Annotated in this window: 20 protein-coding genes; 11 read left to right on the top strand and 9 right to left on the bottom strand. The window is 63.9% G+C overall.

Annotated features, from left to right (window positions below):
• Positions 1-105: 105 nt before the first annotated feature.
• Positions 106-639: an REP-associated tyrosine transposase gene (locus tag H1B27_RS15645; RefSeq protein WP_197966666.1), complete on the bottom strand. Its 534-nt coding sequence runs from the start codon at positions 637-639 to the stop codon at positions 106-108.
• Positions 640-826: 187 nt separating this feature from the next.
• Here H1B27_RS15645 and H1B27_RS15650 point away from each other — a divergent pair, with 187 nt between their 5' ends.
• The 5 genes from H1B27_RS15650 (at position 827) to rnd (ending at position 6,396) form a co-directional block, all read left to right on the top strand.
• Positions 827-1,675 (top strand): phosphodiesterase, encoded by an 849-nt coding sequence (locus H1B27_RS15650; protein WP_197966667.1) that lies wholly within the window; start codon positions 827-829, stop codon positions 1,673-1,675.
• 1 nt (position 1,676) lies between these two features.
• A complete protein-coding gene (locus H1B27_RS15655; protein WP_061876502.1) occupies positions 1,677-2,627 on the top strand; it encodes a carbohydrate ABC transporter permease in 951 nt (316 codons plus the stop codon).
• Positions 2,624-3,493, top strand: a complete 870-nt coding sequence (locus tag H1B27_RS15660) for a carbohydrate ABC transporter permease (RefSeq protein WP_061876501.1) — start codon at positions 2,624-2,626, stop codon at positions 3,491-3,493. Before H1B27_RS15655 ends, H1B27_RS15660 begins: the two co-directional genes overlap by 4 nt.
• Positions 3,494-3,504: 11 nt before the next feature.
• A complete protein-coding gene (locus tag H1B27_RS15665; RefSeq protein ID WP_197966668.1) occupies positions 3,505-4,836 on the top strand; it encodes an ABC transporter substrate-binding protein in 1,332 nt (443 codons plus the stop codon).
• A 411-nt stretch (positions 4,837-5,247) separates the two neighbouring features.
• On the top strand, positions 5,248-6,396 hold the full coding sequence (gene rnd, locus H1B27_RS15670) for a ribonuclease D (RefSeq protein ID WP_061876499.1): 1,149 nt from the start codon (positions 5,248-5,250) through the stop codon (positions 6,394-6,396).
• A 144-nt stretch (positions 6,397-6,540) separates the two neighbouring features.
• On the opposite strand, the gene H1B27_RS15675 is transcribed toward rnd, so the two are convergent.
• From H1B27_RS15675 to H1B27_RS15695, 5 genes are all read right to left on the bottom strand, one after another.
• Entirely contained in the window at positions 6,541-7,923 is a 1,383-nt protein-coding gene (locus H1B27_RS15675) for an aspartate aminotransferase family protein (RefSeq protein WP_131871592.1), read from the bottom strand.
• Between the two features lie 201 nt (positions 7,924-8,124).
• Complete coding sequence (locus H1B27_RS15680) at positions 8,125-8,304, bottom strand: hypothetical protein (RefSeq protein WP_061876497.1); 180 nt, start codon at positions 8,302-8,304, stop codon at positions 8,125-8,127.
• Between the two features lie 30 nt (positions 8,305-8,334).
• On the bottom strand, positions 8,335-8,898 hold the full coding sequence (locus H1B27_RS15685; RefSeq protein WP_197966767.1) for an isochorismatase family protein: 564 nt from the start codon (positions 8,896-8,898) through the stop codon (positions 8,335-8,337).
• 25 nt (positions 8,899-8,923) lie between these two features.
• Entirely contained in the window at positions 8,924-9,544 is a 621-nt protein-coding gene (locus tag H1B27_RS15690; protein WP_061876495.1) for a GNAT family N-acetyltransferase, read from the bottom strand.
• Positions 9,531-10,148: a hypothetical protein gene (locus H1B27_RS15695; RefSeq protein ID WP_061876494.1), complete on the bottom strand. Its 618-nt coding sequence runs from the start codon at positions 10,146-10,148 to the stop codon at positions 9,531-9,533. Before H1B27_RS15695 ends, H1B27_RS15690 begins: the two co-directional genes overlap by 14 nt.
• A 71-nt stretch (positions 10,149-10,219) precedes the next feature.
• On the opposite strand from H1B27_RS15695, the gene H1B27_RS15700 reads away from it, so the two are divergent.
• Positions 10,220-11,260 carry a LysR family transcriptional regulator gene (locus tag H1B27_RS15700; protein ID WP_197966669.1) on the top strand — a complete coding sequence of 347 codons (1,041 nt, stop codon included), beginning with the start codon at positions 10,220-10,222 and terminating at the stop codon, positions 11,258-11,260.
• Positions 11,261-11,278: 18 nt separating this feature from the next.
• Here the strand turns inward: H1B27_RS15700 and H1B27_RS15705 are convergent, their stop codons facing one another.
• Complete coding sequence (locus H1B27_RS15705) at positions 11,279-12,469, bottom strand: autotransporter outer membrane beta-barrel domain-containing protein (protein ID WP_197966670.1); 1,191 nt, start codon at positions 12,467-12,469, stop codon at positions 11,279-11,281.
• 380 nt (positions 12,470-12,849) lie between these two features.
• Between H1B27_RS15705 and H1B27_RS15710 the strand changes: the two genes are divergently transcribed.
• Both H1B27_RS15710 and H1B27_RS15715 read left to right on the top strand, forming a co-directional pair.
• A complete protein-coding gene (locus H1B27_RS15710; protein ID WP_028180514.1) occupies positions 12,850-13,056 on the top strand; it encodes a cold-shock protein in 207 nt (68 codons plus the stop codon).
• A 508-nt stretch (positions 13,057-13,564) separates the two neighbouring features.
• The gene (locus H1B27_RS15715) at positions 13,565-13,906 is read left to right on the top strand and encodes a DUF6678 family protein (RefSeq protein ID WP_197966671.1); all 342 of its coding nucleotides are present in this window, start codon (positions 13,565-13,567) and stop codon (positions 13,904-13,906) included.
• A gap of 16 nt (positions 13,907-13,922) precedes the next feature.
• Here H1B27_RS15715 and purN read toward each other — a convergent pair whose 3' ends face one another.
• Positions 13,923-14,576, bottom strand: coding sequence for a phosphoribosylglycinamide formyltransferase (gene purN / locus H1B27_RS15720; RefSeq protein ID WP_197966672.1), 654 nt, complete (start codon positions 14,574-14,576; stop codon positions 13,923-13,925).
• Positions 14,576-15,649: a phosphoribosylformylglycinamidine cyclo-ligase gene (gene purM / locus H1B27_RS15725; protein WP_061876489.1), complete on the bottom strand. Its 1,074-nt coding sequence runs from the start codon at positions 15,647-15,649 to the stop codon at positions 14,576-14,578. Before purM ends, purN begins: the two co-directional genes overlap by 1 nt.
• Positions 15,650-15,805: 156 nt before the next feature.
• Here purM and H1B27_RS15730 point away from each other — a divergent pair, with 156 nt between their 5' ends.
• The 3 genes from H1B27_RS15730 (at position 15,806) to H1B27_RS15740 (ending at position 19,491) form a co-directional block, all read left to right on the top strand.
• Positions 15,806-16,348 carry a CDP-alcohol phosphatidyltransferase family protein gene (locus H1B27_RS15730; protein ID WP_028180509.1) on the top strand — a complete coding sequence of 181 codons (543 nt, stop codon included), beginning with the start codon at positions 15,806-15,808 and terminating at the stop codon, positions 16,346-16,348.
• A gap of 122 nt (positions 16,349-16,470) precedes the next feature.
• On the top strand, positions 16,471-17,148 hold the full coding sequence (locus H1B27_RS15735) for a P-loop NTPase family protein (protein ID WP_197966673.1): 678 nt from the start codon (positions 16,471-16,473) through the stop codon (positions 17,146-17,148).
• Positions 17,149-17,301: 153 nt separating this feature from the next.
• Complete coding sequence (locus tag H1B27_RS15740) at positions 17,302-19,491, top strand: RNA degradosome polyphosphate kinase (protein WP_197966768.1); 2,190 nt, start codon at positions 17,302-17,304, stop codon at positions 19,489-19,491.
• Positions 19,492-19,501 lie beyond the last annotated feature (10 nt).

Here is a 19,501-nt window from a genome sequence, read left to right on the forward strand (position 1 = left end):
CGTAGGGTGGATTAGCCGCAGGCGTAATCCACCATTTCTGTCAACACGCGGTTAGAAAGAGGTGGATTGCGCATCGCTAATCCGTCCTACGAGCTGTCGCACCAATTACGCCCGTTCTCCGAAGTCGCCGATTGCCTTCACGTCACCGCCCCAATCCTCGGGAAACAATCCCGCGCGGACGTCACGGTGAAACGACGAGTATGGCCACTCGCAGACCCGCGACACATGCCCGTGCTTGACGGGATTATAATAACAATACTCGACGTGGCGGGCATAGTCGGCCTCGTCGCGGATGAGATGCTCCCAGAACCGCCGCTGCCAGATGCCGCGTTCATTCCGTGCGAAACGAACAGCGCTCAGCCGCTCCGTCGCCGGAAGTGCTTTGGCAAAACGGGTCTTGATCAACCGCCAGCGCACCGAAAAATCGGCGTCACCGGACGGCAGTTTCCAGATTGCGTGCAGATGATCCGGCAGGACGACGAACGCATCGATCTCGAACGGATGGCTCCGGCGCGTTGCTGCGACCGCGTCCCGCAGGATCTCGATCCGGTCGGTCAAAAGACCCTTCCGTCGATCGAGCAAGTTTACGGTGAAGAACCAGCATCCTCCGGGGACGAATGCGCGGCGATAGTCGGACATGAGCCATCAATAGCACAACTGGAAGTTGGCTCACAGGAGGTGGATTACGCTTCGCTAATCCACCCTACGACATCGGCGCTTGTGGACGCCGGAACCGCTGTCATCAAACTGAAACACACGCGCTCTAACCGCCTGTCAGGGTCGTCTGCCGGAGACGTCCATCCTCCAACCGTCCCGACAGCGCGCCATGCCCTTCAAATTCATCCACCTCACCGACACCCATCTGGCGAACCCGGGCGCGACGCTGTACGGCCTCGACCCGCGCGCCCGGCTGGATGCGGCGATCGCCGACATCAACAAGCATCAGTCCGACGCTGCGTTCGCGGTCGTGACCGGTGATCTCACCCATTGGGGCGAGCCTCAGTCCTACGCCAATTTCGCCGAGGCGATGGCCGCGCTGAAGATGCCTTACATCGCGATGGTCGGCAATCACGACAAGCGTGTCACCTGCCTCGATGCGCTGAAGGCCGCGCCGCGCGATTCCAACGGCTTCGTGCAGGGCACGCGCACCACCCCGCACGGCCTGTTCGTCTTCCTCGACACCTTGGACGAGACCAGCCACGCCGGCGAGATGTGCGCCAAGCGCCTCGGCTGGCTGGCGAGCACGCTCGCGGCCGCGCCCGCGGACATTCCGCTCGTCGTGTTCATGCACCATCCGCCCTTCCCGGTCGGCGTCCACGCGATGGACGACATCGGGCTGAAGCAGAGTGCCGAATTCGCCGAGGTGATCGCGCCTTATCGCGCGCGCATCCGTCATCTCTTCTTCGGCCATGTGCACCGGCCGATCTTCGGCAGCTTCGGCAAGATCCCGTTCTCGACGCTGCGCGGCACCAACCACCAGGTCTGGTTCGAGCTCAATCCCGGCGCGCCGCACCTCGCCAGCCACGAGCCGCCGGCCTATGGCGTCGTGCTGATCGACGACGAGAACCTCGTCGTGCACAGCCACGACTTCCTCGACACCAGCCTGCGCTTCCCCTTCGAGCCACCGGCGGGGGTGGACGGCCGCGACTACGCGCTCAATTTCCGGGCGCCATGAGATGAGCCTCGCTGAACCCGCGGCTCTCCCGGTCGCGACTTCGGCGGCACCGCGCCTGCACGTCCTGAAGCGGTTCTCCAACCGCTTCAAAGCCTCGTTGCCCGCCTACCTGCTGCTGCTGCCTTCGCTGGTCTTCCTCGCGCTGTTCACCTATGGCGCGATGGGCCGCGTGCTCGTCGATGCGCTCTATCAGCGCGCCACGCCGAAGGCGCCGCTGCGCTTCGTCGGTCTCGACAATATCGCATCGGTGCTGGCCGATCCTGCCTTCACCGGCGCCGTCGTCAACAACCTGATCTACGCCGTGGGCACGGCGGTGCCGAGCATCGCCCTCGCGCTGCTGTTCGCGCTGGCGCTTGCGCGCACCCATGCCGTGAACAGCGCGCTGCGCGCCGCGCTGTTCCTGCCGGTGCTGATTCCGATGGTCGCGGCATCAGCGCTGTTCCTGTTCATCTTCCTGCCCAATGTCGGCCTGCTCGACTACTACATCGGCCGGCTGCTGCCGGTGCTGCCGAACTGGCTCGGAGACCCCGACATCGCGCTCTATGCGATCATGATCATCACGATCTGGAAGAACGCCGGCTACTACATGCTGTTCTTCCTCGCCGGCCTCCAGGCCGTACCCGAGGACGTGATGGAAGCCGCGCATCTCGACGGCGCGGGCCCATATCAGCGCCTGCGCCACATCATCCTGCCGGAGCTCAAGCCCACCTTCCTGTTCGTCACCGTCATCGCGATCCTCAACGCCGTGACGCAGGTCGACCACGTCTTCGTCATGACCCAGGGCGGGCCGTCAAATTCGACCAATCTGGTGCTGTTCTACATCTACCAGCAGGCGGTGGAGCACTACGACATCGGCAAGGCCTCGGCGGCGACGCTGCTGACGCTGGCAGCGCTGATGGGCCTCACCGCGCTCTCCTTCCGGACCATGGCGAACCGCGAGGGCGGGTCATGAAGCTGATCGATACGCTCTGGAAGGACGCCCCGCTCGCCACAAGGGGCGAGATCACGCCGAAGCTCGGCTTTTTGCTGACGGTGCTGCTCGCGATGGTCTGGCTGATCCCGTTCCTGTGGATGGTCGTGGCGACGCTGCGCCCGGCCTCGGACGGCATCAACGCCATGGCCGAGCTGATGCCGAGCCTGAAGCCGACGCTCGACAATGTCAGGGATGCCTGGGAGATCGGCGATTTCCCGCGCTACACGCTCAACACCACGATCATCTGCACCGGCATCCTGCTGGTGCAGTTCGTCACCATCACGCTGGCGGGCTTTGCCTTCGCCCGCCTCGACTTCGCCGGCAAGACGGTGATCTTCTACCTGTTCCTGATGCAGCTGATGCTGGTGCCGGTGCTGCTGATCGTGCCGAACCTGTCGCTGGTGGCGCAGCTCGGCCTCTACGACACGCTCGCCGGCGTGATGATGCCGTTCTTCGCCTCCGCCTTCGGCACCTTCCTGATGCGCCAGGCGTTCGAAGCGATCCCGACCGAGCTGGAAGACGCTGCCCTGATCGACGGCGCCAGCCTGCTCCAGCGCATCCGCCACATCTACGTGCCGCTGTCGATGCCGAGCTTCTCCGCGTTCGCCATCATCTCCGTGACCAGCCACTGGAACGACTTCCTGTGGCCGCTGATGGTGATCAATTCGCCTGACAAGCGGCCGCTCACGGTCGGTCTCTCGGTCTTCACCAAGACCGCCGAAGGCACGCAGGCCTGGGGCACCATCGCCGCGGGCACGCTGATGGTGATCGCGCCGCTGCTCGTCACCTTCCTGATCTTTCAGAAACGCTTCATCAGCTCTTTCGTCACCTCAGGCATCAAATAGGAGATTGTCCGATGCTGTTTTCCCGCAGGCTCATGCTCGGCCTTGCCATGGCCGGCACTTTGGCAGGCGCCCTCGCCTTCCCGGCGATGGCCGAAGGCCCGACCGAGATCGATCTGTTCTTCCCCGTTCCCGTCGATGGCAAGCTCGCCCGCGACATGGGCACCTTGATCAAGGAGTTCAACGAGACCCATCCCGGCGTCAAGGCGACCGCGGTCTACACCGGCTCCTATGACGACACGCTGATCAAGACGCGCGCCGCGATCAAGGCCGGCAAGCCGCCGGCCGCCGTGATCATGTCGGCGAACTTCCTGCTCGACATGCAGATCGAGAACGAGCTCACCAATCTCGACAGCCTGATCGCTGCGGACGGCACCACCAAGGAGAAATTCCTGGGCCAGTTCTTCCCGGCGCTGCAAGGCAATGCCGTGATCAACCGCTCGGTCTACGGCGTGCCGTTCCACAATTCGACGCCGCTGCTCTACATCAACGCCGACAAGGCCAAGGAAGCGGGCCTTGATCCGAACAAGCCGCCGCAGACCTGGGCCGAGCTCACCGACTGGGCCAAGAAGCTGACCAAGCGCGAAGGCGACAAGGTGACCCAATGGGGCATCGCGATCCCCTGCGCCTACGACTATTGCGGCTGGATGATGGAAACGCTCACCATGAGCAATGGCGGGCGCTACTACAACGAGGAGTTCGGCGGCGAGGTCTATTACGACACGCCCTCGATGCTCGGTGCGCTCACCTGGTGGAACGACCTTGTCTACAAGCACAAGGTCCACGCGCCCGGCGCGACGCCCGGCCCTGCCGTCAGCACCTCCTTCATCTCCGGCAATGCCGCGATGATGATGCTGTCGACGGGCTCGCTCACTTACGTGCGCGACAACGCCAAGTTCAATTACAAGGTCGCCTTCATCCCACGCAACGTCCGCAACGCCGTGCCGATCGGCGGCGCCTCGCTGATCGTTCCGGCCGGTCTCGAAGCGGAGAAGCAGAAGGCCGCCTGGACGCTGATCAAGTGGATGACCTCGCCGGAGAAGAGCGCCTGGTGGAGCCGCGCCACCGGCTATTTCGCGCCGAACATGGCCGCCTACAAGACGCCCGACATGGTCGAATTCCTCAACAAGAACCCGGACGCCAAGACCGCCGTCGAGCAGCTCGACGTCGCAAAACCCTGGTTCGCGACCTACAAGACCGTGCCGGTCCGCAAGAACCTCGAGGACGAGGTGATGCTGGTCCTGAACGGCAAGAAGCAGCCGAAGGAAGCCCTCGCCGCCGCGCAGAAGGCCGCCGACGAGACGCTCAAGCCGTACAACGCAGAGACCTCGCTGAAGCTGCCGTAAGGACCGCCGACAACGGCAACAAACATCGGCGCTCCGTCATGCGGGGCGCCGAATTCGTTTGGGCGGGTCTGTCCATTAACTCCCCGTCCACCATCCGGCTGCCCACGCCGCCGGTAACCACGAGAATTAACAGACCCTCAACGTGCTCCCGACAAATCTACCAATGTTTCTGGAGGTTTCGCCGTGGATCTGTTGGTTATTGAGTTCCTGGGACTGGCTCTGGTCGCCATGTGCGTCCTCGTGGTGGCGCTGCCCTGCGCGCGAAAATCCACGCAGCGGGTCCGCTACGAATAGGATTTTCATCGGAAAATGGCGCCTCCGGCCCAAAAGCAAGGCTCGAATTCGCATCGAGCCCCTTGACATCACAGCACTTTCGGCAGAACGGCTGATATCACGTGTCATGGGCCGTTCATGGATTTGATTACCACCACCGCTGACCTCGCGGCTGCCTGCAGCCGGCTGGCCAAGCACCCCGTTATCACCGTCGATACCGAGTTCCTCCGCGAGACCACCTATTACCCGCTGCTGTGCGTGGTGCAGATGGCCAGCGCCGAGGAGGCCGTCGTCATCGACACCCTGGCCGAAGGCATCGACCTCAAGCCGTTCTTCGAGCTGATGGCCAACGAAGGCGTGCTGAAGGTGTTTCACGCCGCCCGCCAGGACATCGAGATCATCTGGCACCAGGCCAATATCATCCCGCATCCGGTGTTCGACACCCAAGTGGCTGCGATGGTGCTCGGCTACGGCGACAGCATCGCCTATGACGCGCTGGTCGAGAAGGTCACCGGCCACCGCCCGGACAAGACCCACCGCTTCACCGACTGGTCGCGCCGGCCGCTGACCAAGGAGCAGATGCATTACGCGGTCTCCGACGTCACCCATTTGCGCGACGTGTTCGCCGCGCTCGACGCCGACCTGAAGAAGCGCCGCCGCAGCGAATGGGTCTCCATCGAGATGGAGGTCCTGACCTCGCCCCGCACCTACGACTTCCACCCCGAGCGCGCTTGGGAGCGGCTGAAGACGCGGGTCCGCAAGCCCAAGGATCTCGCGGTGCTGATGGAGATCGCGGCCTGGCGCGAGCAGGAAGCGCAGAGCCGCGACGTGCCGCGCGGCCGCGTGCTGCGCGACGAGGCGATCACTGACATCGCAACCCACGCGCCGACCACGCTCGAGAAGCTCGCCCATCTGCGCTCGGTGCCGAAGGGCTTCGAGAAATCCAAATGGGGCGCGGACATCATCGCCGCGGTCGAGCGCGGGCTGGCGCGGGACTTTACCAAGCTGCCCAAGCTGGAGAAACCGCGCAACAACTCCAACGGCGCCGCCATCGTCGAGCTGCTGAAGGTGCTGCTGCGGATGACCGCGGAGCGCCATGCGGTCGCAAGCAAGGTCATCGCGACCGTCGACGATCTCGAAGAGATCGCGGCGGACGACGAAGCGGATGTACCGGCCTTGCGCGGCTGGCGCCGCGAGCTGTTCGGCGATGCCGCGCTGAAACTGAAGCGCGGCGAGCTGGCGCTGGCGATCGAGAAGGGCCGCGTGATCGGGGTGCAGCGGGCGTAGCTGTCGGCTGCTTCCGCAGCGTCATTGCGAGCGAAGCGAAGCAATCCAGAGTCTTTCCGCGGAGACAGTCTGGATTGTTTCGTCGCCAGCGCAAAATCGCTTCGCGATTTCGCGCGGGCTCCTCGCAATGACGGGGAGAGAGCCTTACGCCGGCGTCAGCTTCGCCACCTCGCCCTTCATGTCATTCAGCACGCCCGAGATCGCGGCGACCAGCTCGTCGATCTGGGCCTTGGTCGTGATCAGCGGCGGACAGATGGCGATGGCATCCAGCATGTTGCGCGAGATCACACCGCGCTCCTGGAGCATGCGGCTGGCGATGCCGCCCACGGCGCCCGGCGTGCTGGCGGCGGTCTTGCGGCCCTTGTCGAGCACGAGCTCGAGCGCTGCGATCATGCCGACGCCGCGGACCTCGCCGACCAGCGGGTGGCTCGCCAGCTCCCGCAGCTTGCCCTGCATGTAGCCGCCGAGCTCGGCGGCATGCGCGACCAGGCCGCGCTCCTCGATGATCTTGAGGTTCTCCAGCGCAATCGCCGAGCCGACCGGATGGCCGCCCGCGGTAAAGCCGTGGCCGAGCACGCCGATCTTGTTGCTCTCGTCCGCGATCGGCTCGAACATGCGGTCGTTGAGGATGATCGCCGACAGCGGGAAATAGCTCGAGGTGATCTGCTTGGAGACCACGATCGCGTCCGGCTTGATGCCATAGGTCTCGCAGCCGAACATCTTGCCGGTGCGGCCGAAGCCGCAGATCACCTCGTCGGCGACCAGCAGGATGTCGTACTTCTTCAACACCTTCTGGATCTTGTCCCAATAGGTCGCCGGCGGCACGATGACACCGCCTGCTCCCATCACCGGCTCACCGAAGAAGGCGGCGATCGTGTCAGGCCCCTCCTTCTGGATCAGCGCATCGAGCTCCTCGGCGCGGCGCGTCGCGAAATCCTCCTCGCTCTCGCCGGGGGCGCCGTCCTTGTAGAAATGCGGCGAGCCCGTGTGCAGGATGTTCGGCAGCGGCAGGTCGAACGAGCGGTGGTTGTTCGGAAGGCCGGTGAGGCTCGCGGAGGCGATGGTGACGCCGTGATAGGCACGCAGGCGGCTGATCACCTTCTTGCGCTGGGGCTGACCGAGCGCGTTGGAGCGATAGGCGATCAGCTTCAACACCGTGTCGTTCGCCTCAGAGCCGGAATTGGTGAAGAACACCTTGCTCATCGTAACAGGCGCGAGTGCGACCAGCTTCTCGGCGAGGTCGATCGAGGGCCCGTGCGATTTGGCGGAGAAGGTGTGGTAGAACGGCAGCGCCTGCATCTGCTTGTGCGCCGCCTCGACCAGCCGCTTCTCGTTGAAGCCGAGCCCGACGCTCCACAGGCCGGCCATCGCTTCGAAATAGCGCTTGCCCGTCGCGTCGAAGACATAAGGCCCCTCGCCGCGCTCGATCACGAGGGGGCCGGCCTGCTGATGCGTGCGCGCGTTGGTGTAGGGATGGAGCTGATAGGCCACATCCCGGGCCTCTTGCGAATTGGGCAGCATGGACATTTGCGAAGATCCTTGAAAGCGTCACGTCGCAGGCAGAGCCGGCGTCATCACTTGATGGCAAGTACCTTGGCTATTGCGACAGCGCAAAACATGCAACGCCAATTCGTCGGCAGCAATCGCTCAGCAGCGATGCACAAAGCCGCATGTCACAAATCCGCACATGACAGGACCGCACATCACAGAGCCGCACGGTGGCAGCTCTCACGCCGCGCCGTCGTCGCCATCGTCCTCGTCGTCGGCCGCGGCGGCACTGGCTTCCCGCACCTCCACCAGCGCCATCGAGAGCAAGTAGAGGGTCGTGGGCAGACCAAGCCTGCGCGCCCTCTCGGCGGCACGCGACAGATCGCTCGCCAGCTCCTTGAGCTCCTCCCCCCGTGACAATCTCTCACCCCATCCGCCGGTTGCGGACGCCTACACCGCAACGGCGCCGCTGGTTCTGATCAGTTCGGCGCTGGACTGCATTGTAGCAAAGTTTCCGATGACATTCACTACCGCATGCCTGTAGGCGGCGGCATCGTCCGTGCCCGGCTGCCGGCAGGCCGCGGCGTCAGTGACGACCTGGTAGCGATGGCTGCGATGAAACCCGTCGACGGCGGTGGCCAGGATGGTCTCGTCCAGGGAAAAGCCGATCAGAATGCAGCGCGTGGTGCGGATACTGGACATATAGTCTACAAACCGCGACGAGCTGTAGGCGGACGGCAGCGGGTGCTCGAACGTCATCTCCCCCGGCCGCGGCTTGGTTTCCGCGATCCAATCGGTCAGCCCGGATGCCGGATTGAACCAGGCCGCCTGCGCGATACGCTTCAGATGCATGACCGGCCACAAATTGCTGCGCCACAGCGTGAGGAGTTCCAGGCAACGCGCCGTCGCCGCATCGGCGTCGAGGACGACATGGCGACGGCCCGGCGTCAGATATTCGACCTGAAGATCCGCACAGACCAGTATCGGCGGATCATCATGCATGGAAGCCAGCATCTCGTTGCGCGCAGCTGCACCAGTTTCAACGGTCGGCAAATGCGAGGTCCCGCAGCGGTGAGGTCACCGCCCGCCCCGCCGAGGCATCAAGCACGCCCGGCCGGTCCCAATCGCCCTCGGGACGGATGATCACATAGGGATCGCTCTCCAGCGTGATGGCGTCCGGACCCGGCTCGATCTCCAGCAACATTTCTGTGTAGGAGAAATCCGAGAACGTGATCTTGCGGTTGTGACCGAGCGGCTTGGCGCCGAAATGGGCCCAGAAATCGACCAGCCGGTCCTGCGCCTGGCCGTAGATCTTGCGAAAGCCCTTGCGCTTCACATAGTCGACGCTGGCCTGCACCAGCTTGAACGAGACGCGCGAGCGCCGATATTGGTGACGCACCGCGAGCCGCTCCACCTTGGCGAAATCGCCGAAGAACCGCACTCGCAGGCAGCCCGCAGGCTCGTTACCGACGAAGCCGATGAAATGCGCGGCGACCATGTCGTTGCCGTCGAACTCCTCCTCGAACGGACAATCCTGCTCGGCGAGATAGACCGCCGAGCGGATGGCAGTCACCAGCATGAGATCGTTCGGATCGCGCGCGAGGCGGATGGTGATGGCGCGGGAACAGGGCTTGGCGAGAGGAATCCTAGTACCGTGCATCTGCAAAGCTCCTTGATTGGATGATCGCGCCTGGCATGCGCATCGGCTGCCGATGCCAGGGACGCTCGTAGCACCAAAGGTCGGGTTGGAAGCTCGGGACAGGCGCAAAGCCCGTCGCCTTCATGATGTCGCGTCCGGCCACCGTTGACGGCTGCGCATAGCAATCCGCGCCGCGAAACCTTATCTGCCGCAGATGAGCCGCGGCCTTGCCGAGACCGGCGATGCCGCGACCCGTCGCCGCGATCGCCCAGATGTAGATGGCCGCGACGTCTTCGTCCGCCGACGCAAGATGGCGCGTCTCGGGCGCGGTGAGGCAGATCTCGTCGAGCAGCAGCGCATCGTGTCCGCGATCATTGAGAAACAGGAAGGCCATGCCGCCGACGAGGCTGCCCTTCCGGCTGAACGTCAGGATGCTCTGAGGATCGAACGTGAAGTACCTCGCAAGCTCCGCTGCGCCGATCTGCACGCCCGGCACCAGCCGATGCGCCATATCCGAAAGCGCCGCGATTTCGGAGAATTGCGCGCAGCGCACGTCGACATCCGGGCTCAGCGGCAAGGCATCGAAATCGTGCCTTGCGGCAAACGGGCCCCTTTCCATACTCATATCACGCCTCTATCGTTCGAGGCTTTCGTGCCCCGCTATGACGACGAGCTTAGCGGTTGGGGATCAGGAGTATGCAGCAGTTATTGCACCGGGGTGCTGCGATGATGCAGCACCGTGAAGAAGCCCTGGATGCGTCCTGGGACGATTTGAAGCTGTTTTTAGCGTGCGCAAAATATAAAAGTTTCCGCAATGCGGCCGAAGAGCTCGGGCTCACCTCCACGACCTTGATGCGCCGCGTCGATCGGCTCGAAGAGAGGATCGGGTGCAAGCTGTTCCTGCGCGACCAGAGCGGACTCACGCTCAGCGATGAAGGCACCGCAATGATCGCCGACGTTGCGCATATGGAGCGTCATGCCTTCAACATCTTCCGCCGCGCCTCGCGATCGTCGAACGACACCTCGGGCACCGTGCGCGTCGCGGTGACGGAAGGGCCCGGGAATTTCTGGATCCTGCCGCGACTGATCGACTTCCAGAAGACCTACCGCAAGATCACGGTCGACCTGCGCTGCGCGATGGAGCAGGCCGACGTCGCGCGGCTCGAATCCGATATCGCGATCCAGCTCGAGCCGCCGACCAATCCCGATCTGATCGTCGCCAAGCTCGGCCGTCTCCACATCTATCCCTTCGTCTCCAAGGAGTACGAGACTCTCTACGGCGTGCCGACAACGCTCGCCGAATTGAAGAACCACCGCATCATCAAGCAGAGCGCGCCGCAGGTCGATGACGGCGCCTATGCCCGTGTGCTCGGGCTGCACTCGCTCGAGGGCATCGTCGGGATCAAGACCAATTCGTCGGTCGGCGTGCTCTATGCCGTCGAACGCGGCGCCGGCATCGGCTTCCTGCCGACGGTGTCAATCGCACTCGGTGCGTCGCTCGTTGCCGTCGATCTCGGCGTCAGCCACCACGCCGATCTCTGGCTCACCTATCACAGGGAGTTCCGCACCTCCGAGCGTCACAAGGTTGTGGTCGACTGGCTGAAGAAGATCTTCGACGCCAGGATCTATCCCTGCTTCCGCGACGCGTTCATCCATCCGAATGCGCTGGTGCCGATGATGACGGCCGCGCGCGAGGGGTTTGGATTGGCGGGCTATGTCGCGGCAACACCGACCTGAGCGTGGACGAGCTTCAGCTCACCACTTGTATTCGAAGCCGACAGTGCCCTGGTGCAAGGTGAGCTCGTTGCGGAACTTGCCGTCGTAATTGACGTAAAGCCGTGCCACGCTGGTCAGGCTGAGCGAAGCCGAGGCACCGGCATCCGCGCCGTAGCGGCTCTCGCCGATGCCGGGGACCACGATGCTCTGGGCGCCCAGGCTGACCTGAATCGATCCCAGGTCCTGGTGGAAATTGTCGACGAGCTTGCCGTAGGCCGAGAGGTCCAGAATCTTCTGGTCGAAGATGAAGTAGCGGCCGATCTCGGCGCCGATCATCACGCGTGCACGGGAGAGCGCCGTCGAGCCGACGCTGAGCGGATCGAGACCGCCGGATTCCTGGAACGCGGCACTGGTGGCGCGCACATATTCGAGCGCGCCCTTGGGCACGATGCGCATCTGGTCCCTGGTCCAGTAATAGCTGATCTCGGTCAGCGCGCCGTCGACCGCGGCGCGATAGCCGGCGGTCGCAAGGCCAAGGCCGGTATCGCGGCTGGACCGGACCTTGCCGAAACCGTGCACCACGGCAAAGGCCCAGGTCCATGGACCCTTGTCGACCGAACCATTGAAGCCAAGCTGGGTCAGGTCGAGCGTGGCCGACTGGAGCGCGAGCGGTACGTCGATGTCGGTGTGGCTCTGGTCGATGGAGAAGCCGATGTTGACGCCGGGCGCGAGCCGCGCGCCGAGTCCGGCGACGCCTCCAAACGTCCTGCGCTTGTCGCCGACGAAATCGCCCTGCGCGTCGGTGCGGACCGAGATGCCGTAGCCTTCGAACCAGGTACGGTAGCGCGGATCCTCCGTGCTCGCGGAGGCACCGCCGCCGCCGGGATTGGTCCGGAACGACCGGTTGAAACCATTGGCGGCCTGGTTGCCCAGCCGCTCCAGAAATCCCGAGCCGAAATTGAGCATGCTGTTGCCGGCCGACTGATCGTAATTAATCGCGGTCGGCATCGGGATCGGGGTCGGCGACGGTGTGGGCGTCGGGGTCGGCGTGGGTGTCGGGGTCGGAGTGGGTGTCGGACTTTGCGCGAGGACGGACGTCGCGGCCGACATCGTTACGACCAGCGCAAGCGCGACGGCTACAAAGGTCTTGGCGACCGCTGCCGCGATCCGGCGGACGCGGTCCAGCCCGATCGTCTGCCGTGTCCCGGACGGCTGCGAGGTGCAGCGCATGACGACTAAATCCCAAAGCAAAAGGCGGTCCGCAAAAATGCAACACGAGCGGCTCGCGCCGTGTCGCGATTTGTGCCGAACTGCAACGGAGGGTCAACCGGTCGGCCCGCTGGCTCCGAGGCTATTGCCCTCGATTGTGGTTCCGCGGCCACAGGTCGCAAATTGCAGACGATGGTGCCCACCCCGGACTTGAAATTCGCACTCTGCTTGCTAACGCGCGATTTTCATGTTGCAATATCGGACACAATCGGAATTGGCCGCTCTGCTGTGCGTTTCGCGACATTGAGACTCAAGACTCGAACAGGCTTCCGGATAACCCGTTTGTGGCGTGGCACGCGAAAAGCGGCCGCGTCTTTTTTATCTAGTGGAGGAGACTAGCGATGCCGCAAAAGGGCACCGTCAAATGGTTCAACCCGACCAAGGGTTATGGGTTCATCAAGCCGAACGGCAGCGACAAGGACGTATTCGTCCATATCTCCGCCGTCGAGCGTGCTGGACTCTCCACCCTCAACGAGAACCAGGCGGTTGAATTCGACCTCGTGGAGAACCGCGGCAAGACATCCGCGGAGAACCTCAAGGTCTCCTGATTTCTCTCGAGCTTGACAAGCGAGAGATCATGACGTTGCCCCCGGCTCTGCCGGGGGATTTTGTTTGGGGGCGATGACCCCGCGATTGCCCCTAGGTCAATTTCCGGTTATACTACCAGAGATTGAGATGAGCTCGTGACAACCAAATTCCCAGCGAAAGGCCACCCGTACCCATCGGCGCCGTGCTGAGGCACGTGGTTTGGTGCGCGTTGAAGTGCAGGCAGCCAAGAACGACGCGAGTCTCATCCGCGCATTGGCCGAGACCCTGCGAGACAAATCGGAGCGAGTCGCGGCGCTCCGATAAATGCTCGTCAAAGCCCTCCTCAATCCCGACGTCAGGACAGCCTTCGACATCTTCGGTTCCGAGCTTCCCGATGACGTGTTTGACGGTGTGTTTGATCAGCCGAGGTGCACGGCCTGACACTCGTTGCGCGTAACATTGCCGATATGGCGGCGACAGGCGTATCGTTGCTCGAGCCGTTTTCAGTACCGTGATTTGAACTGAGTGATGTCGCAACGGTCAGACTATTTCTCAGTCGCGAATGATACCAAATGGCGCGAGCTTCGCGAGGCTGTACTCAACCTCAAGTCTTCTGATCCACCCAGATTTCGCTGCAAGAACCTCGAAACTGGAAACCTGAGCCAGTGGGACGGCGAATGGTTCTATCACTGGACCAGCGGTGGATGGGACTGGATGGAATGGGCTGAACTATCTATTGCGGCGCCCCATCAGCGCACACTTGTCCGCGCGATCCTGAAGCGTATCCGGTTTGTCGGAAAGGAAACGGCCGCGGGTTTCCGCATCTACGGATATGTCCGCAATGGCGAGGAAGCAGGTTACGTCGAGTAAGCCTGAGGTGCCCAGCTCAGCGCACCACCGGCGCAACCAGAAAATTCTCCGAGGGCCCGCTGCCCTCCGTCCTGCAGACATCACCTTCGATCCGGACCTTGCCGGTCGCGAGCAGCCGCAGCGCTTCGGGATAGATGCGGTGCTCGACTTCGAGGATGCGCTCCGACAGCGTATCCCCGGTGTCGTGATCGCTGACGGGCACCGCGCCCTGCATCACGATCGGGCCGGCATCGGTCTCGGGGATGACGAAATGCACCGTGGCGCCGGACAGCTTGACGCCAGCGCGCAAGGCCTGGCCGTGCGGATCGAGGCCGGGGAAAGACGGCAGCAGCGAGGGATGGATGTTGAGCATCCGCCCGTACCAGGCCGTCGTGAACTCGGCCGTGAACAGGCGCATGAAGCCGCCGAGACAGATCAGCTCGATGCCGTGCCGATCGAGCGCTGCCTGCAGCACCTTCTCGAAGCCGGCGCGATCCTTGCCGAACGGCTTGCTCTCGATCACCAGCGTGTTGACGCCGCTCGCCCTCGCCTTTTCCAGTCCGAGCGCATCGGCCTTGTTCGAAATGACGAGCGAGATCTCCGCCGGAAAGTCCGCGGCAGCGGCGGCCCTGATCAGCGCGGCCATGTTGGAGCCGCGCCCGGAGATCAGGATGGCAACGCGGCGCTTCATCACAGCGCCAGATCGAGGTGACCGTTATAGACGACGCGATTCTCGCCTTCGGCCGGGATCACGGTGCCGAGCTGCGCCACGGTTTCGCCGGCGTCGGTGAAGACCTCGACGACCTCATCGACCTTGTCGGGCTCGACGATCGCGATCATGCCGATGCCGCAATTGAAGGTGCGCAACATTTCCAGCTCGGCGATGCCGGCCTGCGCCGCCAGCCATTTGAACACCGGCAGCACCGGCAGGCGTGCCAGATCGATGCCGACGCCCAGATCCTTCGGCAGCACGCGCGGGATGTTGTCGGTGAAGCCGCCGCCGGTGATATGGGCAAGCCCCTTCACCGCGCCGGTCTCGCGGATCGCGCGCAGGCAGGATTTGACGTAGAGCCGCGTCGGCGTCAGCAGCGCGCCGCCGAGCGTCATCACGGGCGCGAACGGCGCCTGTGCCGCGAAGCCGAGACCGGATTGTTCCACGATCTTGCGCACCAGCGAGAAGCCGTTGGAATGCACGCCTGATGAAGCAAGACCGATTACGGCGTCGCCTGCGGCGATGTCCTTGCGCGGCAGCAGCGTACCGCGCTCCGCAGCGCCGACGGCAAAGCCGCCGAGGTCATAATCGCCGTCCTTGTAGAGACCGGGCATCTCCGCGGTCTCGCCGCCGATCAGGGCGCAGCCGGATTCGCGGCACCCCTCCGCAACGCCCGCGACGATCGCGGCGGTGGCCTCGGGATCGAGCTTGCCGCAGGCGAAATAGTCCAGGAAAAACAGCGGCTCGGCGCCCTGCACCACCAGGTCGTTGACGCTCATGGCAACGAGGTCGATGCCGATGCCGCCATGCAGCCCGGTCTCGATCGCGATCTTGACCTTGGTGCCGACACCGTCTGTCGCGGCCACGAGGACCGGATCCTTGAAGCCGGCCGCCTTGAGGTCGAACAGGCCACCGAAGCCGCCGATCTCGGCGTCGGCACCCGGCCGTGCGGTGGCGCGCACCATCGGCTTGATCAGGTCGACCAGGCGGTTGCCCGCGTCGATATCGACGCCTGAATCGGCGTAAGTGAGGCCGTTTTTGCGGTCGGTCATGCCCGATTTCCAGTGGGTTTGCGGCTGGTTACGTCGAATTCCGGGGACACGCAATGGCTCGCATGGCGCTCCTGCCTATACTATGTAGATATCAACCGGTTCAGCCTCCCGCGGGGGCCGGATTCGAGGTCAGACCGGGTGCCGGGAAGCGCTTTCGTGAGTATTCCGAACATCATTACCCTGGGCCGCATCATGCTGGTCCCGATCATCGTCTGGGCCATCGTGTCGAGCCAAATGGAGGTCGCCTTCGCCGTCTTCCTGATCGCCGGCATCAGCGATGCCGTGGACGGCTTTTTGGCCAAGCGCTTCAACATGACGAGCGAACTCGGCGCCCTGCTCGATCCGCTCGCGGACAAGGCACTGCTGGTCTCGATCTACATGGCGCTCGGCATCTGGGGCGCGATCCCGCGCTGGATCGTGATCCTGGTGGTCTCGCGCGACATCATGATCGTCGCCGCCGTGATCGTATCCTGGCTGTTCGACCGGCCGGTCGAGATGAAGCCGTCGAAGGTATCCAAGCTCAACACCGTGGCACAGGTGGCGTTCGCGGCGCTGGTGCTGGCAGCGCTTGCCTTCGGCTTCAAGCCGGCACCTTATGATATCATCCTGATGGGCCTCGTCACGATCTTCACGCTCTCCTCCGTGTCGCTCTATCTCGTCGAGTGGCTGCGGCACATGAGCACGATCGAGGCCAAATGAGCCGGGATGCGGCCCCGCAAAAGGCCAAGTCTCACAAGATCAAGTCTCGCACGAACAAGTCCCGCGCGATCAAGTCGAACCTCTTCAAACGGGCCGGCGCGCCGGCATGGAGCAAAGCAAGCGTGGCAGGCCGCGTCCATCCCCGACAATTGGCGTTCGCGCTTCCGCATGCGGAGAGCCTCAGCCGGGACAACTTCCTCGAAGGCCCCGCCAATGCGGCCGGTCTCGGCCTGATCGACAGCTGGCCGGAATGGCCGAACCGGATCATGTGGCTGGCCGGCCCGGAAGGAAGCGGCAAGAGCCATCTCGCCGCGATCTGGGCCGAGGAAGCCGGCGCCCGTTCGACCACGGCCAATGCGCTGACCGCGGCAGGCGTTCCGGGCGCGCTCGCCACCGGCGCGCTGGTGGTCGAGGATCTCAAGGCCAAGGATTTTGACGAGCGCGCCCTCTTTCACCTGATGAACCTCGCCCGCGAGGACGGCGCCTACGTCCTCCTCACCGGACGCGAGGTACCGGCCGCGCTGGAGATCGAGCTTCGCGACCTGCGCTCGCGTCTGCGGGCCGTTCCGGTGGTCGCGCTGCTGCCCCCCGACGACCAGCTCTTTCGCGGCCTCATCGTCAAATTCTGCGCCGACCGCCAGCTCAATGTGGACGAGAGCGTAGTCGGCTACCTCGCCACCCGCCTGGAGCGGTCCTCGGCCGCGGCCTGGCAGGCCGTGGAGCTGCTCGACAGCGAAGCCCTCCGGCTCGGCCGTCCCGTGACCCGGGCGCTCGCCGCCGAGCTGCTCCGGGACGCCTGATCGACCCCGTAGGCCCGACGCCTTCTGCAACGGCTTGACGCGGCGGAACGGCGGAACATCAATGTCATCGAAACGTCATCGCTGTAACACATGCTCCCCGGGGTTTTGCGCATAAGTCGCAAAGTGAGGCGAGACAGGATGGACCGACTTCTGATGGACTCTGCGCAAGCTATTGAAATTAAAGAAAAAGTCCCGGAAGCCGAGGGCCTGCCGGCGATCGCATCCAGCCCCGAAAGGTTCATCAACCGCGAGCTGTCCTGGCTGCATTTCAACCGCCGCGTCCTGGAGGAATCGGTCAATCCCAACCACCCCGTGCTGGAGCGGGTGCGATTCCTGTCGATCTCGGCGAATAACCTCGACGAGTTCTTCATGGTCCGCGTCGCCGGCATCAAGGCCCAGGTGCGCGAGGGCATTGCCGAACGCAGCCCGGACGGCCTGACGCCGTCGGAGCAGCTCGCGCTGATCAACCGCACCGTCTCCCAGCTTGCCTCGGACCAGCAGGCGATCTGGCGCGACCTGCGCAGCGCGCTGGCCGAGGTCGGCATCGTGCTGGTCGACGGCAAAGACGTCTCCAAGTCGGAACGGACCTGGATTGAGGACTATTTCCTCAACAACGTCTTCCCGCTGCTGACGCCGCTCGCGATCGATCCGGCCCACCCCTTCCCGTTCATTCCGAGCCTCGGCTTCACCATCGCGCTCCAGCTCACGCGCGCCGCCGACGGCAAACAGATGAACGCGCTGATCCGCATGCCCGGCAAGATCGACCGCTTCATCCGCCTGCCCGCCGAAGGCACGGTGCGCCTGATCTCGCTGGAGCAGGCGACCGCCCTGTTCATCAACCGCCTGTTCCCCGGCTACAATCTGCACGGCCAGGGCTCCTTCCGGATCATCCGCGACTCCGAGCTTGAAATCGAGGAAGAGGCGGAGGACCTCGTCCGCCTGTTCGAGACCGCGCTGAAGCGCCGCCGGCGCGGATCCGTGATCCGGCTCGAGATCGACGCCAAGATGCCGGAGGAGCTGCGCAGCTTCGTGCAGCATGCGCTGTCGGCGGCCGATGACGAGGTGTTCCTGGTCGACGGCGTGCTCGCCATGAACGAGCTCTCCCAGCTCACGCGGCTCGACCGGCCTGACCTCGAATTCACCCCTTACGTGCCGCGCCATCCCGAGCGCGTGCGCGAGCATGGCGGCGACATCTTTGCCGCGATCCGGCAGAAGGACCTCGTCGTCCATCACCCCTACGAATCCTTCGACGTGGTGGTGCAGTTCCTCCAGCAGGCCGCGCGCGACCCTGATGTCGTCGCGATCAAGCAGACGCTCTACCGCACCTCCAACAACTCGCCGATCGTGCGCACGCTCGCGGAAGCGGCCGAAGCCGGCAAATCGGTCACGGCCTTGATCGAGCTGAAGGCGCGGTTCGACGAAGAAGCCAACATCCGCTGGGCGCGCGATCTCGAACGCGCCGGCGTGCAGGTCGTCTACGGCTTCCTCGAACTGAAGACGCACGCAAAACTCTCGATGGTGGTGCGCCGCGAGGGCGGCAGCCTCACGACCTACGTCCATACCGGCACCGGCAACTATCATCCGGTCACAGCACGCATCTACACCGACCTCTCCTACTTTACCTCCGATCCGACCATCGGCCGCGATGCCGCGCGCGTATTCAATTTCATCACCGGCTATGCCGCGCCCAGCGACCTCGAGAAGATGGCGGTGTCGCCGCTGACCTTGCGCAAGCGCATCATCGAGCACATTCAGGGTGAGACCGCGCATGCGCGGCACGGCCGGACCGGCGCGGTCTGGATGAAGATGAATGCGCTGGTCGACCCCGACATCATCGACGCGCTCTACGAGGCCTCCCAGGCCGGCGTCCAGGTCGAGCTCGTGGTGCGCGGCATCTGTTGCCTCAGGCCCGGCATCCCCGGCCTGTCGGAGAACATCCGGGTCAAGTCGATCATCGGGCGCTTCCTGGAACATGGCCGAATCTACTGCTTCGGCATGGGCCAGGGCCTGCCGAGCGCGAAAGCGGCTGTGTATATCTCATCCGCCGACATGATGCCGCGCAACCTCGACCGCCGCGTCGAGGTGCTATGCCCGCTGCAAAATCCAACGGTGCATCAGCAGGTTCTCGAACAGATCATGGTCGCCAATCTGAAGGACAATGAGCAGAGCTGGCAGTTGTTGCCGGATGGGTCGTCAACGCGTATGAAGACCGCGAAGGGCGAGGAGCCTTTCAACGTCCACAACTACTTCATGACAAATCCGAGTCTGTCTGGCCGTGGAAAGTCGCTCAAGGAATCCTCGCCGCGTCGTCTCACGCGCCGGAACGAACGTCATCCATCCTGATCGGGGATCC

Source organism: Bradyrhizobium diversitatis (assembly GCF_016031635.1).
Lineage (GTDB): Bacteria > Pseudomonadota > Alphaproteobacteria > Rhizobiales > Xanthobacteraceae > Bradyrhizobium > Bradyrhizobium diversitatis.

What these genes read in the sequence shown, in the direction of transcription:
- H1B27_RS15645 (WP_197966666.1), bottom strand. Translation starts at nt 639, where the DNA reads ATGTCCGACTATCGCCGCGCATTCGTCCCCGGAGGATGCTGGTTCTTC.
- H1B27_RS15650 (WP_197966667.1), top strand. Translation starts at nt 827, where the DNA reads ATGCCCTTCAAATTCATCCACCTCACCGACACCCATCTGGCGAACCCG.
- H1B27_RS15655 (WP_061876502.1), top strand. Translation starts at nt 1,677, where the DNA reads ATGAGCCTCGCTGAACCCGCGGCTCTCCCGGTCGCGACTTCGGCGGCA.
- H1B27_RS15660 (WP_061876501.1), top strand. Translation starts at nt 2,624, where the DNA reads ATGAAGCTGATCGATACGCTCTGGAAGGACGCCCCGCTCGCCACAAGG.
- H1B27_RS15665 (WP_197966668.1), top strand. Translation starts at nt 3,505, where the DNA reads ATGCTGTTTTCCCGCAGGCTCATGCTCGGCCTTGCCATGGCCGGCACT.
- rnd (WP_061876499.1), top strand. Translation starts at nt 5,248, where the DNA reads ATGGATTTGATTACCACCACCGCTGACCTCGCGGCTGCCTGCAGCCGG.
- H1B27_RS15675 (WP_131871592.1), bottom strand. Translation starts at nt 7,923, where the DNA reads ATGTCCATGCTGCCCAATTCGCAAGAGGCCCGGGATGTGGCCTATCAG.
- H1B27_RS15685 (WP_197966767.1), bottom strand. Translation starts at nt 8,898, where the DNA reads ATGCTGGCTTCCATGCATGATGATCCGCCGATACTGGTCTGTGCGGAT.
- H1B27_RS15690 (WP_061876495.1), bottom strand. Translation starts at nt 9,544, where the DNA reads ATGCACGGTACTAGGATTCCTCTCGCCAAGCCCTGTTCCCGCGCCATC.
- H1B27_RS15695 (WP_061876494.1), bottom strand. Translation starts at nt 10,148, where the DNA reads ATGAGTATGGAAAGGGGCCCGTTTGCCGCAAGGCACGATTTCGATGCC.
- H1B27_RS15700 (WP_197966669.1), top strand. Translation starts at nt 10,220, where the DNA reads ATGCAGCAGTTATTGCACCGGGGTGCTGCGATGATGCAGCACCGTGAA.
- H1B27_RS15705 (WP_197966670.1), bottom strand. Translation starts at nt 12,469, where the DNA reads ATGCGCTGCACCTCGCAGCCGTCCGGGACACGGCAGACGATCGGGCTG.
- H1B27_RS15710 (WP_028180514.1), top strand. Translation starts at nt 12,850, where the DNA reads ATGCCGCAAAAGGGCACCGTCAAATGGTTCAACCCGACCAAGGGTTAT.
- H1B27_RS15715 (WP_197966671.1), top strand. Translation starts at nt 13,565, where the DNA reads ATGTCGCAACGGTCAGACTATTTCTCAGTCGCGAATGATACCAAATGG.
- purN (WP_197966672.1), bottom strand. Translation starts at nt 14,576, where the DNA reads ATGAAGCGCCGCGTTGCCATCCTGATCTCCGGGCGCGGCTCCAACATG.
- purM (WP_061876489.1), bottom strand. Translation starts at nt 15,649, where the DNA reads ATGACCGACCGCAAAAACGGCCTCACTTACGCCGATTCAGGCGTCGAT.
- H1B27_RS15740 (WP_197966768.1), top strand. Translation starts at nt 17,302, where the DNA reads ATGGACTCTGCGCAAGCTATTGAAATTAAAGAAAAAGTCCCGGAAGCC.